Here is a 14,394-nt window from a genome sequence, read left to right on the forward strand (position 1 = left end):
ACTGTAACGCCAAATCTAGCCGAAAGAGAAACGAAGCTATGGTATCGAAGATGACAATTGCTCCCCAAGGACCAGAATTATCTGAGTTGGTTCAAGGTTATTGGCGGCTTGCTGAATGGGGAATGACAGCGAAAAGTAGATTATCTTTTCTTAAGCAGCATATAGATTTAGGCATCACAACGGTTGATCATGCTGATATTTACGGGGGATATCAGTGTGAGTCCTTATTTGGAGAAGCACTCAAACTTGACCCTTCGATCAGAGAGCAGATTGAGATAGTGACTAAGTGTGACATTATGCTGTGTGACGCACAATTTCCTACCCGTAAAATTAACCATTACGATACAAGTGCCAAGCATATTCATCAGTCCGTCGACAACTCACTGAAAAGGCTCAACATAGAACAGATTGATCTTTTGCTTATCCACAGACCAGACTTATTAATGGATGCTGATGAAGTTGCTGATGCGTTTAGTGAACTCTACAAAGTAGGCAAAGTTAAACACTTCGGCGTTTCAAACTTTACTCCAAGTCAGTTCAATTTACTCCAATCTCGATTATCCAAGCCCCTGGTCACTAACCAAGTTGAAATAAACCCTATCAATTTTGATGTTGCCCATGATGGAACTTTGGACTTACTCCAGATGAATCGCATCAAACCAATGGCTTGGTCTTGCTTAGGTGGAGGCAGTATTTTTACTGGTTCAACCCAGCAAGCCAAAAGGGTGAGAGACGAATTAGAAGCAATTAGATGTGAAGTGGGGGCAGAGAGTATAGAGCAAGTTATATACGCTTGGGTAAGAATGCTCCCATCGAAACCTATACCAATCATTGGTTCAGGTAAAATAGAAAGGGTCAGAATGGCTGCTGATTCGCTCAAATTAGAGTTAACTCGTGAACAATGGTATCGAGTATGGGTAGCATCTAAAGGTCATAATGTGCCTTAGCTCGCTAACCACGCTACTTTACAAATCATTAGCGCTCATTCAGGGCGCTTTTTTATTTTATAACTTCTAACTAGCAACACTCTTTGGGCTTTGCGTACGGCTAAGGCAGAGCGAGTCAATACCAAAAACATCCCCCCCCCTTTACACCACAGATTGAAAAATGTTCAGCCTTCCCAACTTGATGATAGTGAAGTATGGATATAACTTTTAAGTTGTGATTAAAAAATCAACTCGAGAAAGGTTTAAGGAAAATCGATGTCAATGCAGAAACATGTTTTGTTCAACTTTGCCAGTTTAAGCCTCAAGGCAAAACTCAGACTCCTAACCGTACTTTTTACTCTGATTCTTACCACTATCATTGGCTATACCATCACCTCTCTCGATAAACAAAAAAGTGACGGCTTGATTATTAATATCGCGGGCAGACAGCGAATGCTGACTCAGAAATTCACCAAAGAGTTTTTGCTTGCAATGGATATTGCTCACCAGAAGAAGAGTAAGCCCGACATCTCAGCCAGCCGAAAAACGCAGCAGTTGTTTGATATTACTCTCGAAGCGCTCACCCGTGGAGGAAAAACCTACAAAGATTTAGGCATGACTAAGCCAGTCGATATTCCGCCCGCGCCTCCCCACATCCAGAAGCAGCTAAAGGTAGTCAAACAGATGTGGGAGCAACAAAAGAAAAATGTCGCCAGTATCTTAGAAGATGGGGATAGTCCTGAAAATCTCGCAGCACTTAGTGAATACAGTGTTAAAGTGTTGGCAAACATGAATAAAGCCGTGCTCATGTTTAATGATGAATCCTTCGAGAAGATTCTTAAAATGGAGCGCAATCAGATCATCATCGCGATTATCTCACTCCTGATCACAATTATTCTTGCAGAAGTAACGTTAAGAAATGTACTCGGGCCAATTGGGCAGGCGGTAAAAACCACCCGGCGCATAACCACAGGTGATTTAAAAGATTACAATGAAAAGGAACACTTTAATAATGAGATGGGCAACCTAACCCAAAACATCGAGCAGATGCGTGTGTCTCTGCATGATGTGATTAATGTCGTCCAACAAAATAGCCGCCAAATGGCTCATTCCGCTCACCAAGTCTCAGCGGTTTCCTCTGAAATATCATCAAGCAGTCAGTTAGAGCAAGAAAATTCATCTCAGGTGCTAGAAGCCATTACATCGCTGCTAGAGATTTCTGATGTAGTCAGCGAACACATTAAAAGCACCGAGAGTACATCTAAAACGACCATGGAAACCGCGCAAGCTGGTATTGTGGTGGTAAACAACAGTATTCAAGAACTTAACACAGCCGTGGACTCTGTTAATCATACCGCCGAACAAATCGAGGAGCTGAAAAACTTCACCCTTCAAATCAATGAAATTACAGAGTCTATTCACAATATTGCCGAGCAAACAAACTTACTCGCACTCAACGCTGCAATAGAAGCGGCACGCGCTGGCGATCAAGGTAGAGGCTTTGCCGTTGTGGCAGATGAAGTAAGAAATCTAGCTGCAAGAACATCAAGTTCAAGCCAAGAAATTTCAGATCTTATCACTCAACTGATGGAAAAAGTCGAAAACTCGGTCAACTCAATGCAAGCCGTGGTTGGCGCTGTACATCAAACTCAGAAAACCTCTGCTAATACCGTCGAGTCTTTTACCACCATGTCTGATGGAATTAGTAAAACCACAGAGAGTGCTGAAGTGATTGCTAATTTCAATCGAGAGCAAGCTGATAATCTGCAATATCTAGACACCAAGTTAAAAGAACTGTTTAAAGTGCTTTCAGAAAGTAGCAGTAAAGCCAAGACAACCTCGCTGGTTGCTGGTGACCTGCATGAAATATCCGAGACACTCGACAAGCAGTTAAGAGGCTTTGAAACGAATGTCAATGAGTCGATGGCAATGCCAGAAGATGAGCAACGTGCCGAGCCAAGAGCAGATAACAAAATTCGGGTTAAAATGTCACAGGGAAGTACTCATGCTGAAGGTCTAACAAGTGACATTAGTATGGAAGGCGCCAAAGTCCGCTCCAACACAGAATTTAAAGGCAATAGTCTTGTCGATATAGAAATTAACCTACCACAAGAAGTCACCAAAGATGGCAGAACAAGCATAACGATTAAAGCAACCATTATGCACGTCGTCCCTGTCGAAGACTATTTCAGTTACGGCTTAAAATTTGATGGCGCATCTGTCACAGATAAAACCATATTAAAGGCCCTGTTCAACTACTTTAAAAAGTCTCACCGTTACGATCCACCATCCTCGACAAGCTAAATCTTGGCTGTCATCGATAGAAGTGGAGACAAGCGTTACGCTTAATGAACTGGCTTGTCCGTTTTCGAATAAAACTTGCCAAAGTAACGCTCCAGTACTTCAGGGGTTAACTCTCCTGCTTCCTCAAGCTTTTTCAGCTCGGCCGCTATCATTTTTTGTTCTTCAAGTGACGGCAGAGCAATTTCTGGCTCATCACTAATCTCGTTAGCCATCAGCTCTAATTCATTTTCTATGTTACTCATATTTTTGGGGCTCAATTAAATTCATCACAATAAATTATTTTACCCTAACTGCTTAAGCTGAGCTAACCATGTTTTATCTCTCGAATACTGGCATGAGTAAACGCTGGTGTTTGCAAGTTTGTAAAACCCATTTTTCAATATTGATGACTTGTAAGATGAGCATTAATCCCCATAATGTAAACAATTGAAATAATGATATTTATATCTGGTATCTGATTTGATTAACAATTATTCAATCGCTAGATCATAGAAGCAGACTAGATGAACTTTTTCGTCAATAAAACCACTAAGAGAAAAAGTTAGGAGATAAGTATTGATGAATTCTCAACCATTTAACGAGTTACAGCAGTATTTAAGCACACAAATCATTGGTCAGACTGAGCTAGTCAAACAACTTTTAGTTGCACTGCTTGCTGATGGGCACATATTAGTCGAGGGACCGCCAGGCCTTGCGAAAACCCGAGCGGTTAAGTCACTTGCCGATTGTATAGAAGGCGACTTTCACCGCATACAATTTACTCCTGACTTATTACCCGCGGATCTGACAGGAACCGATATTTTCCGCCCAGAAACAGGGGAGTTTACCTTCCAAGCTGGACCTATATTTAACTCTTTAATCCTAGCCGATGAAATCAACCGAGCGCCAGCAAAAGTACAAGCTGCAATGCTAGAGGCTATGGCTGAGAAGCAAATTACCGCCGGCAGAAAAACCTACCCTCTACCGGACTTGTTCCTCGTCATGGCAACACAGAATCCTATTGAGCAAGAAGGGACGTATCCTCTGCCCGAAGCGCAGCTCGACCGATTTCTTCTGCACCTTAATGTTGACTACCCTAATGCACAGAGCGAACTCGAGATACTACGCCTCAATCGAGGAGAGGCCAAAGGTGAGCAAAACATTACAGCTCCTAAGATTAGTCAGCAAGACATATTTTCCGCACGACAAGAAGTATTGAACATTCACATGGCGGAAACCGTCGAGAGCTATATTATCCGACTTGTCATGGCGACGCGCCAGCCGACTCAATACGACGATACACTGAATAATTGGATAGAGATGGGGGTCAGCCCACGTGCTACGATTGCACTTGATAGATGCGCGCGCGCTCACGCTTGGCTATCAGGCCGTGATTATGTTACCGCCGAAGATGTTCAAGTGATGGCTTTCCCTGTCCTTAGACATCGTATCCTACTTAGCTATCAAGCTCAGGCCGAAGGGATTAGCACCAACCAAGTCGTCAATCGACTGCTGTCGCTCGTAGGCAGCGCGTAGGGTTTACCAATGGATAAACAGCTATCTCCATATTCTGATGGCGTAAATCTTTGTCTTGATGAACTGTTGTATTTTAAACAACACGCTATTCACTGGTTACCACCAGCAAAGAGTTTATGGTCTCAGGTACTTGGCCAACACCAAAGTAAGCAACTTGGCAGAGGGATGGACTTTGCAGAAGTCAGGCAATACCAAGCCGGCGATGACGTACGTAGCATAGACTGGCGAGTTACGGCTCGCACTGGCAAACCTCATACAAAGTTATTCACGGAAGAGCGAGAAAAGCCGATTGTTCTGTACATTGACTTGAGTGCCAGCATGCGCTTTGGCTCAAAACTCATGTTTAAGTCAGTCCTCGCAGCCCATATGGCGAGCTTAATAGCCTGGCTCTCTGTGGCACAAAAAGACCGTGTGGGCGCCATTGTCGATACAGGAACCCAGCTTACCGAGCTTAAGCCAAGCAGCCGTAACCAAGGTCCGTTGGCAATGATCCAAAATTTGGTAAAGCTGCATCAAAGCATATTGCTTGATCCCGCTAATATCCGCTCAAACGATATGAATGAGGGGTTTCATGCATTAAACCGTCTTTGCCCTAAAGGCAGCGAAGTTGTGATAATCAGCGACTTTTTACGCTTTTCCGAGCAAAATCAGTTGTTAATTTCTCGCCTGCGATCCCACAATCAAGTGAGATTAGTTCAAATATCCGACCCCTTGGAGTCTGGTATTACGGACTATCGGGGAGTTGAGCAGGTGTCTGATAAGCGCAGTACCATGTGGGTAGACTTTTCTTCTCGCAAAGTACGTAATCAGATTGCTGCAGCGTTTGAAAGAAAGCAGCATCAGCTAAAAAGCTTATCTCACAGTCATGGTTTGAGCTTTACTTGTCTCTCGACTCAAAAATCACTACTACAACAATTATCAGGACGTGATCAATGAGCACATTAAACAAGGATTCTCTGTTACCACTCAATCCGATGCATTTGCCTGAACTCCCCTCTTGGTTTCCTATCGCTTGGGGCTGGTGGGCAAGTGCTGGCGCCACTCTTCTATCTATTTTGGTCATATGGCTCATTTATCGTTGGAATAAGAAAAGGCTGGCGCCAAAGAAAACCGCTTTAAGGTTGATTCAAGCTGGTGAAAAGCCAGCAGAAGCGTTTGAATTGCTTCGCCAAGCTGCATTGTGTTACTACCCAAGAGAAGAAGTTGCCAAACTGACTGGCAAGGAGTGGTATGCCTTCCTCGATACGCAAGTAAAAGCCCCCTTATTTTTAGATAATTACGACGTCTGGCAAGTTGCTCTTTATTCAAAAGAGCCCTTAGGTAATGCGTCAGAACTCGTCTCTCATTGCTCACAATGGGTCAATGAAGCACTTCCCCCCAAACGAAGGAGGACAAAAGTTGGCTAATATAGAGTTTGTATGGTGGTGGAACTTCCTTCTGCTGCCTTTGCCACTACTAATTTATTTTTTATTGCCCCCAGCTCAAACATCATCTCCTGTTTATATGCCCTACCTGCCCCAGTCGCCGGCAGGTAACTCATCGTGGAGTTTAATGGCTAAAGGCTTAACCGCAGTGATCTGGATTACTCTGGTTACTGCATCTGCAAGACCAGTTTGGTACGGCGATCCTGTCATCACACAACCTAAGCACAGAGATATGATGCTAGTGGTCGATCTCTCGTACTCAATGAGCCAAGAAGACATGCAGTTAAATGGGGACTACATTGATCGCCTAACGGCAGTAAAACAGGTATTAGGCGACTTTATTAATCAGCGTCAAGGGGATCGTTTGGGCTTAGTTCTATTCGCCGATCATGCTTATTTGCAAACCCCACTAACGCTAGATAGGAAAACAGTCAGCCAGCAACTCAACCAGACCGTTCTTCGCCTGATTGGCGATAAGACGGCCATAGGAGAAGGGATAGGTTTAGCGACCAAAACTTTCGTCGACGGAGATGCCCCTCAACGAGTGATGATATTACTCAGTGATGGCACCAATACCGCAGGAGTTCTTGACCCGATTGAGGCGGCCAATATTGCCAAAAAATACAACGTCACTATTTACACTGTCGGTATCGGAGCGGGTGAGATGCTGGTAAAAGAGTTCTTTATGACTCGAAAGGTCAATACAGCAAAAGATTTAGATGAGAAATCCCTAAAGGAAATTGCCTCAATGACTGGTGGAAAATACTTCAGGGCCAGAGATAGCCAAGAGCTTTCCAACATCTACGATACCATCAATGAACTTGAGCCTATTAGTCAAACAACGCAAACTTGGCGACCCCAGCAAGATTGGTTCACTATCCCCTTAGCTATTGCACTTGTCAGCTTCTTTTCATTGTTGATTATCAGGAGAAACCATGTCTGATTTTCGCTTTCTTTACCCAGAGTGGTTAGCAATGATGCTACCACTTGCTATCATGGTTATTTGGCTGATTAAGCGCAGTCGAAGTAAAACCTTGATTGCTCCTCACTTAGCAAAGGCAATGGGCCTTAGTCATAACTCCTCTCGTAACTTGAGCATCAGCATAGCAGCTTTCACAGGGTTTATTGCCATTGTTGCTTTAGCTGGTCCAAGCTTTACTGCATCAGAAAGGCCAAGCTTTTCCAACCAAAGTGGTCGAGTGCTTATCATGGATATGTCTATGTCCATGTATGCTACTGATATTAAACCCAATCGACTAACTCAAGCTAAGTATAAAGCCCGTGACTTACTAAAGCAGTGGAATGAAGGGAGTACAGGTCTTATCGTCTATGCCGGAGATGCATATACCGTCAGTCCAATGACGTCAGATACCCACACCATTTTAAACTTAATCCCAAATCTCAGCCCAGATCTCATGCCATTTCAAGGTGCTAATGCTGCAATTGCTGTAAAGCAGGCCATTAGTATGATGAAAAATACTGGCTTGTCTCAAGGTGACTTAGTGCTCTTTACAGACGACATCGATGACCAAGAAGCAGATAACATTGAAACTCTGCTCAAGGGCACAAAGTGGCGACTGACGATTTTAGGTGTGGGCAGCCAATCCGGGGCTCCTATTCAGCTCTCCGATGGTACATTACTTAAAACTGAGTCTGGACACACTGTGGTGGCAAAATCAAATTTCGTCAACATGGCTAAACTTGCTCGCACATCTAAAAGCTTGTTCACTCCTATCCAGCTTAACAACAGTGATATTGAAGCGATCAGTCGCTTAACCAATGAAGTAGAAGCAACCAGTAAGCTCAATCAAGCCAAACAAATCATGGACCGAGTAAACAACGGTATCTGGTTAGTACCATTATTACTAATACCTGCACTCATCATGTTTCGTCGTGGTGTGGTCTTCGCTCTACTCGTTGTCATTCTGCCTACCATGAACATCAATAGTGTCGAGGCTTCACCTTGGCTTAATGACGATCAGCAAGCAAAAAGGCTGTTTGATTCTAAAGAATATAAGCAAGCAGCAGAGCTATTTAAAAATAAAGAATGGCAAGGCATGGCACAATATGAAGCAGGTGATTTTGCCGCTGCTATTGAGTCATTAAAGGGCGTACAAACACCGAGAGGAAAGTATAACCTTGCCAATGCATATGCTCAAAACAAAGATTTTGACCAAGCGATAAGCTTTTATGAACAAGTACTAGAGCAGCAACCTGATAACTCAGATGCCAAACATAACCTAGAAATTGTTCGACAACAGCAACAGCAACAGCAACAGCAACAGCAACAGCAACAGCAACAGCAACAGCAACAGCAACAGCAACAAGAGTCTGATGAGAGTTCTTCATCAGAGCAACAACAAGGCTCTCAATCAGAGGAAAATTCTTCAGCAGAGGAAAAATCCCAAGAACAAGAGTCCAAGCAGAACCAGTCTGACGAACAAAAAATGGCAAAAGATGAGCAGAAGTCACAATCACAAGACAAAGAGGAAACTGCACAAACCTCTTCTGAGCACGAATCAACGCCAAAGGAAATAAAGACGCCCGATAAACCCTTAGAACAAGAATCACAACAACTCTCTCAACAGGAAGGGGCTGAACCTATCGATCCAGCGCTGCGAAAACTTGAACAAGTAGAGAGTGCTCGAGATCCCAGTCGTCTTCTCAAAGCACAACTGATATTACAAGCAAAATCAAAGCAACCACCAGAGAACACAGGTAAGAAGTGGTAATTATGAATCAAAGAGCATTTAAACTGATGAGCATAGTCGCTCTAACAATAGCCTTTTTTAGCCCTGTTTCTATCGCTGCCAATATATGGGCAACCGTAAGCAAGAATAAAGTCGTCAAAAATGAAGTTTTCCAATTGCGTGTTGTGGTCGACGAAAAAGCGTCCTCTGATGACCTAGATTTCAGTGCCCTTGAAAAAGATTTCTACGTCAGCAGGCCGAGCTTTGGTTCATCAATAAATATTGTCAATGGCAATCGGACCGTCAGAAGTGAATGGAATATCACCTTGGCAGCACAAAAGCTGGGGCTTGCCAAAATCCCTGCTTTTACCATTGACGGCAATAGCTCTAAACCCATTGCGATACAAGTAACACAAGACTCTGACGAGCCAAAAGTATCGGATTTGGTCGAGCTCAGAACTTCTTTAGATAAAACCCAACTCTACCCAGATGAAAGTGCTTCGCTAAGAACGCGATTGATCATTAAAGCAGATCCAAGACGCTTACAAAATCCCCAAGTTGTGCCACCAAAAGTCGAGGGGCTTACCCTCACACAAATTGGTGAGCCTAATCAGTATCAAAGTGTACTTGATGGCGTTGAAGTCACCGTACTTGACCAAAACTATCGAGTGACTGCCGACAACTCTGGAGACTATACCTTGCACAGCGCTGCATTCAAAGGGTCAGTGATTTACGGGAACGACAGAGTGGGTACAACAAAGCTTGTCTCAGTCGATATCCCCGCAGAAGTCTTTAACATAAATGTTGAACCAAAGCCTGAGGGATACTCTGGCGTATGGCTACCGAGTTCAATGCTGTCTCTTAAACAGACATGGACTGCAGCCAATGGAGAGAAAATCACACCCAGCACCGAGCTTGCGACCAAAGTGGGCGATTCGATTACTCGTGAGATAACCTTGGATGTAGAAGGACTACCTCAAGAACGCCTTCCTAAGCTCAATATCAACTACCCAGAAAATATTCGCGTTTATGCAGAAAAGCCCCAGTTTTCGCAGCTTGAAAATGGCATTACGCGTATGACGCTTAAACAAGTATTGATCCCTAAACAGGCTGGCGGTATCGAGCTACCAAGCCTGGACCTCAACTGGTGGGATAGTCAAAACAAAAAACAAAATACAGCGCACATCGAAGGGTTATCTCTCACTGTTGAGCCAGGAGAGAATCTCAATAATTCAATTCCAGCGCCGCAGTATTCCACGCCTGTTGAGACTAAAACCATTACCGTGCATGACGCGGGGTTTTGGCCATATCTCACCGCCCTATTTGCACTACTTTGGCTCATCACCAGTGGACTGCTAGTACGAAGTAAAGTTAAGGGCTCAGAACCAAAAACCGACCGAAAATTGGAGCCAAATTCAAGTTCAACTCTTATCGATGCTCTAGAGTCCGAAGACTACTTTAAGGCTCAGCACTGCGCCTCACAGTGGCTTAATCAGGTGAGTATTGACGACAAAACCGTGATTGACGAAGTGAAAAGTGAGTTAGACCTGATGCAGAAATCCTGTTTTTCTTCGCAAGAAACTGGCTGGAATGCAACAAACCTGCTTAAACTTATTAAAAAGGTGGACAAGATGCCTCGTTCAAATCATAGGCCTGAGGAGGAATTGGCTAAGCTGTAACCGAAATGAAGGCAAGAAATAAAGAGGCATTAGTCAAGTCCTAGTACATTGAGAAATGGTAACTGGAGGAATGATGTCGGCAATTGAAAAGCCAGATCCCAGTACTCATTATGTCATCGTTTATTTCGATGGGTCCCACATGACTTCCCTTGAAGTCGATGCTAAGAGTCGCGCGGAAGCAATCGAAGCATTAAAGAACCTGGGATTTACAGAGCGTGATATGTTTTCTATTTCGCCCTGATGAAATAATTTGTCACGAAAGGTAGCTCAAACGCTACCTTTCTATTTTAAGTTGAAGGGAAATGAAGCTTAAGATCGCTCAAATTGCTATCACAGCGTGCTGTCTTATTTTTACGTCTATCTCGGTGGCACAAGTTGATTTAGTCAAAGTCGATAAGTCGAAACGCCGAATGTATTTGATTGATGACCATCAGATCATACGTGAGTTTCGCATTGCGTTAGGGAAGTCACCAAAAGGCCACAAAAGACAAGAAGGTGATCAACGCACGCCAGAAGGGCGTTACTACTTAGACTTTATTATTGATGAATCAGAATTTTATCGTTCAATCCACATCAGCTACCCTAACCAAAGCGATATCGATTATGCAACCACACGGAGAATAAAGCCTGGCGGAAATATCAAAATCCATGGCCTACGAAATGGCGAAACACGCCCAGCTAACTTTGTTCAAAGCTTTGACTGGACCAATGGTTGTATTGCTATCACCAATGAAGAGATGGATGAGTTACTCACTCTAGTCCAACCAGGTACCCCGATTGATATTCGATGGTAAATCAGTTGTCACAAATTTTTCCTTCCTCAGTTCCAACCTTTTTCGACTCGCGTGTAGCCCACCAGCAAAGCAAAGAACCTAATGTCACTAAAACGACACCCTGTAAAAATGCATCAGTAAGTACTAACCCCAATATGAAAGATGAGATAACCGTGGAGAGTACAGGAGTAAAGTATGATAAGGTCGCTAAAAGCACCATGTTGCCACCGATGATTGCATAATTCCACAGCGCATAACCGCTTCCCATCGCCACACCAGCGAGAATAAGCCAGGTAGCAGATTCGAGATCCAAACTCATATCTTGGTCTGCAGTAATCGCATAGTTGGCCCATAGCGCGACCGCCGTCATGATAAAAAATAGGGTAATAGCATTCTGCCCACCAGCCAAGCGTTTCGTAAGGTTACAGTAAATTGCCCACAAAAATGCCCCAACGAATGCCATGGAATAAGTAATTGGGTTCGTTTTCACATTCGCTACTATCTGATTGATAGATAAACCTTGTTCACCAGAAATGCTCCACGCGACTCCAAAAAACGCTAGTGCAATGGCAGGATAAATGAGTAAATTGGTCTTTTTAGGGCTTGCCACTACTGCCAATAAAACGGTGAGCGCTGGCCAGAGATAATTGATTACCAACATTTCAATAGCTTGCTGACGTGAGTGTGCTAATCCGATAGAAAGGACTAAACAAACTTCGTAAGCAACGAACAACCCACCCCCTACTAAAACATACCTTAGAGGGTAGCGTTTTAGTTTAGGAAGCCCCATCACAAGTACCAAAAAACAAGCAGCGACTGTATAAATCGCTGCAGCGCCGCCCTCAGGTCCTAGTAATTCTGTGACCGCTCGCGCCATCCCAGTCACACTGCTCCAAAGCAAAATCGCTAAAATACCACAGCAAGTAAATCTATGCTTATTCAAATCCAAACCTTAATAACAACTTTATAGAACGCATACAACAGCGATAGGTTCATTGGAGTACTAACTCACTTCCCAGCTGTGGGTCATTTCGACACCAGTCCCCAGCATTAAGCACACTGAGCAATATTTTTGTAGTGACTCTGCCGTGACCTTCTTAACAATGGCAGTGTCCAAGCCGTCTCCGGATATTTCAAAGTGAATATTTACCTTAGTAAATAGTCGAGGGGCAGTATCACGACGTTCAGTGGTCAACTTTGCGCTACACGCCGAAACTCGTTGTCCATGTTGCTTTAACCCATCAACGACATCAACAGAGCTGCACCCACCTGCGGCCATAAGTACCATCTCCATTGGGCTGGGTGCCGACTCACCACCGCTACCGTCCATAACCATCGAGTGTCCAGATTCAGAAAGACCTAAAAATTTGAGTCCTTCCACCCATTTCACTTCTGCTTTCATACCTTTACTCTCCATCAGTTGGAAACTTCACACCCGTTTGCCTGCGAATTTCTGTCAATAACTTAGCCACTATCAATGAGCGCTTCATACACTCTTCATCAATTTGATTCTGAGCATATTGGTCAGCAAACGCCAATGCTTCATAATACATGGGGTTAGGATCTTGTTTGACCGTTAAATCAATGCCTACACTGCCTTTGGTAATCTTGGTTAACTTTTTACCGGTAGCAATCATTTCCATTAGCAGCGCACCTTCTTCACCTTGAATCTCACTCGGTAGATAAGAATCACTGGTTTTGGAGTGCTGCAGAACCACTTCAAATCCATCATAACCCAAAATAATGCTACCGCTGCCATCAACACCTGAGTCTAAAAGCTGGGCATGTGCTTTAACAGACAGCGGCTCACCAAATAACTCGACCGCCGAACCTACACAATAGTAGCCAATATCCATCACTGAGCCATTGGCAAATTCTGGGTTAAAAGTATTAGGCATCTCCCCCGCTAGATATTTAGGATAACGAGAAGAGTACTGGCAATAAGTGATAAAAGCTTTGCTAAGCTTACCAAGCTTACTGCAATGCTGTTTAAGCAGCTTAAAGTTTGGAGTATGAGGGGACATAAAAGCTTCAAATAAGACAACTTTATTATCCAAGGCCGTTTGATACATTTTTTTTGCTAACGTATCGTTGGCTGCCAATGGCTTTTCGCAGATGACATGTTTACCCGATTCAAGTAATTTTATTGCTTGAGGTGCATGAAGTGAGTTAGGACTGGCAATATAAACAGCATCAATCGACGAGCACTTTGTAAACGCATCAAAATCATCATACAAAGCCAAAGAGCCATACTTCTCAGAAAACTCTCTCGCTTTGTCAAGTGAACGAGAATACACACCAACGAGTTGGTACTTTTGGGTTTTCAACGCCGCTTCAATAAACTGGTCAGTAATCCAGTTAGTCCCCACTATGGCAAGTCTTACCATCACTTTTCTCCAACCATAACCAAAGGAGCAAACTGCTCCTTTGGTTAACTTACTCGAAAATTTGTTGTGCTATACAGTCATAACAACTCTTAATGCTAAAAGTATCAAAACAATACCTGACAAGCGATCAATTAATTGCGCTTTGGAACGAATTTTATCTAACAGGCGCGGGCTTGATAGTAAAAAAGTAATAATGGTGTACCACAAACCGTCAATTACCAACGGAGTCAAAACAATCACTAACTTTGCAGTTAGGCTGTCTCCAACAGCAACGAATTGACTAAACAAAGCAATAAAGAATAGCGCGATCTTAGGGCTGAGAATCGAAATTAGAAAACCTTCCTTTGCGGATTGCCACAGCGAGGTCTCTTCGCCAGATTCTAGCTTCGCTGCCACGCCTCCTTTAGAGCGCAATGCATTATAACCAAGATAGGCTAGATACCCCGCACCACAATAGCTAATCGCTTTGAAGATCAGAGGTGACTGCTGAAGGACGACAGCCAAACCAATCAAAGTCACGAACGCATAAACACCAATACCCAAAGCATGGGCCCAAGCTGTCGCTAACCCATTTCCCCGACCACCAGTTAGACTATGCTTCGCGACCATAGCAAGGCTAGGCCCCGGTGACATGGCGCCTAAAATACAGATTGTAAAAAGTGATAACCAAATTGTGATTGTCATACTATTTCTCTA

Annotated in this window: 14 protein-coding genes; 9 read left to right on the forward strand and 5 right to left on the reverse strand. The window is 43.6% G+C overall.

All coding sequences use genetic code 11. The annotated features are described in order from the left end of the window. The first annotated feature begins 38 nt into the window (after positions 1 to 38). Both DPF90_RS01045 and DPF90_RS01050 read left to right on the forward strand, forming a co-directional pair. Positions 39 to 947: an aldo/keto reductase gene (locus DPF90_RS01045; protein WP_114783773.1), complete on the forward strand. Its 909-nt coding sequence runs from the start codon at positions 39 to 41 to the stop codon at positions 945 to 947. Between the two features lie 255 nt (positions 948 to 1,202). Beyond that, positions 1,203 to 3,230 carry a methyl-accepting chemotaxis protein gene (locus tag DPF90_RS01050; RefSeq protein ID WP_114783775.1) on the forward strand — a complete coding sequence of 676 codons (2,028 nt, stop codon included), beginning with the start codon at positions 1,203 to 1,205 and terminating at the stop codon, positions 3,228 to 3,230. Between the two features lie 41 nt (positions 3,231 to 3,271). On the opposite strand, the gene DPF90_RS01055 is transcribed toward DPF90_RS01050, so the two are convergent. Next, positions 3,272 to 3,472 (reverse strand): restriction endonuclease subunit S domain-containing protein, encoded by a 201-nt coding sequence (locus tag DPF90_RS01055; RefSeq protein WP_114783777.1) that lies wholly within the window; start codon positions 3,470 to 3,472, stop codon positions 3,272 to 3,274. Positions 3,473 to 3,788: 316 nt separating this feature from the next. On the opposite strand from DPF90_RS01055, the gene DPF90_RS01060 reads away from it, so the two are divergent. The 7 genes from DPF90_RS01060 (at position 3,789) to DPF90_RS01090 (ending at position 11,332) form a co-directional block, all read left to right on the forward strand. Further along, a complete protein-coding gene (locus tag DPF90_RS01060; RefSeq protein ID WP_114783779.1) occupies positions 3,789 to 4,745 on the forward strand; it encodes an AAA family ATPase in 957 nt (318 codons plus the stop codon). A 9-nt stretch (positions 4,746 to 4,754) separates the two neighbouring features. Further along, positions 4,755 to 5,681, forward strand: a complete 927-nt coding sequence (locus DPF90_RS01065; RefSeq protein WP_114783781.1) for a DUF58 domain-containing protein — start codon at positions 4,755 to 4,757, stop codon at positions 5,679 to 5,681. Further along, entirely contained in the window at positions 5,678 to 6,151 is a 474-nt protein-coding gene (locus tag DPF90_RS01070; protein WP_114783783.1) for a DUF4381 domain-containing protein, read from the forward strand. The genes DPF90_RS01065 and DPF90_RS01070 overlap by 4 nt, the downstream gene beginning before the upstream one ends. Continuing rightward, entirely contained in the window at positions 6,144 to 7,112 is a 969-nt protein-coding gene (locus tag DPF90_RS01075; RefSeq protein WP_114783785.1) for a vWA domain-containing protein, read from the forward strand. Before DPF90_RS01070 ends, DPF90_RS01075 begins: the two co-directional genes overlap by 8 nt. After that, positions 7,105 to 8,901, forward strand: a complete 1,797-nt coding sequence (locus DPF90_RS01080) for a vWA domain-containing protein (protein WP_114783787.1) — start codon at positions 7,105 to 7,107, stop codon at positions 8,899 to 8,901. The genes DPF90_RS01075 and DPF90_RS01080 overlap by 8 nt, the downstream gene beginning before the upstream one ends. Before the next feature lie 2 nt (positions 8,902 to 8,903). Beyond that, the gene (locus DPF90_RS01085) at positions 8,904 to 10,538 is read left to right on the forward strand and encodes a BatD family protein (RefSeq protein ID WP_114783789.1); all 1,635 of its coding nucleotides are present in this window, start codon (positions 8,904 to 8,906) and stop codon (positions 10,536 to 10,538) included. 302 nt (positions 10,539 to 10,840) lie between these two features. Beyond that, entirely contained in the window at positions 10,841 to 11,332 is a 492-nt protein-coding gene (locus tag DPF90_RS01090) for a L,D-transpeptidase family protein (protein WP_114783791.1), read from the forward strand. Between the two features lies 1 nt (position 11,333). Here the strand turns inward: DPF90_RS01090 and yddG are convergent, their stop codons facing one another. The 4 genes from yddG to DPF90_RS01110 all read right to left on the reverse strand — a co-directional run bounded on the left by yddG (position 11,334) and on the right by DPF90_RS01110 (position 14,382). Continuing rightward, entirely contained in the window at positions 11,334 to 12,254 is a 921-nt protein-coding gene (gene yddG, locus DPF90_RS01095; protein ID WP_420855696.1) for an aromatic amino acid DMT transporter YddG, read from the reverse strand. Between the two features lie 60 nt (positions 12,255 to 12,314). Further along, on the reverse strand, positions 12,315 to 12,713 hold the full coding sequence (locus DPF90_RS01100; protein ID WP_114783795.1) for an OsmC family protein: 399 nt from the start codon (positions 12,711 to 12,713) through the stop codon (positions 12,315 to 12,317). Between the two features lie 4 nt (positions 12,714 to 12,717). Further along, positions 12,718 to 13,698 carry a Gfo/Idh/MocA family protein gene (locus tag DPF90_RS01105; protein WP_114783797.1) on the reverse strand — a complete coding sequence of 327 codons (981 nt, stop codon included), beginning with the start codon at positions 13,696 to 13,698 and terminating at the stop codon, positions 12,718 to 12,720. Between the two features lie 69 nt (positions 13,699 to 13,767). Then, positions 13,768 to 14,382 carry a LysE family translocator gene (locus DPF90_RS01110; RefSeq protein ID WP_114783799.1) on the reverse strand — a complete coding sequence of 205 codons (615 nt, stop codon included), beginning with the start codon at positions 14,380 to 14,382 and terminating at the stop codon, positions 13,768 to 13,770. Positions 14,383 to 14,394 lie beyond the last annotated feature (12 nt).

This window comes from Vibrio tetraodonis (genome assembly GCF_003350295.1).
GTDB classification, from domain to species: Bacteria; Pseudomonadota; Gammaproteobacteria; order Enterobacterales; family Vibrionaceae; genus Vibrio; species Vibrio tetraodonis.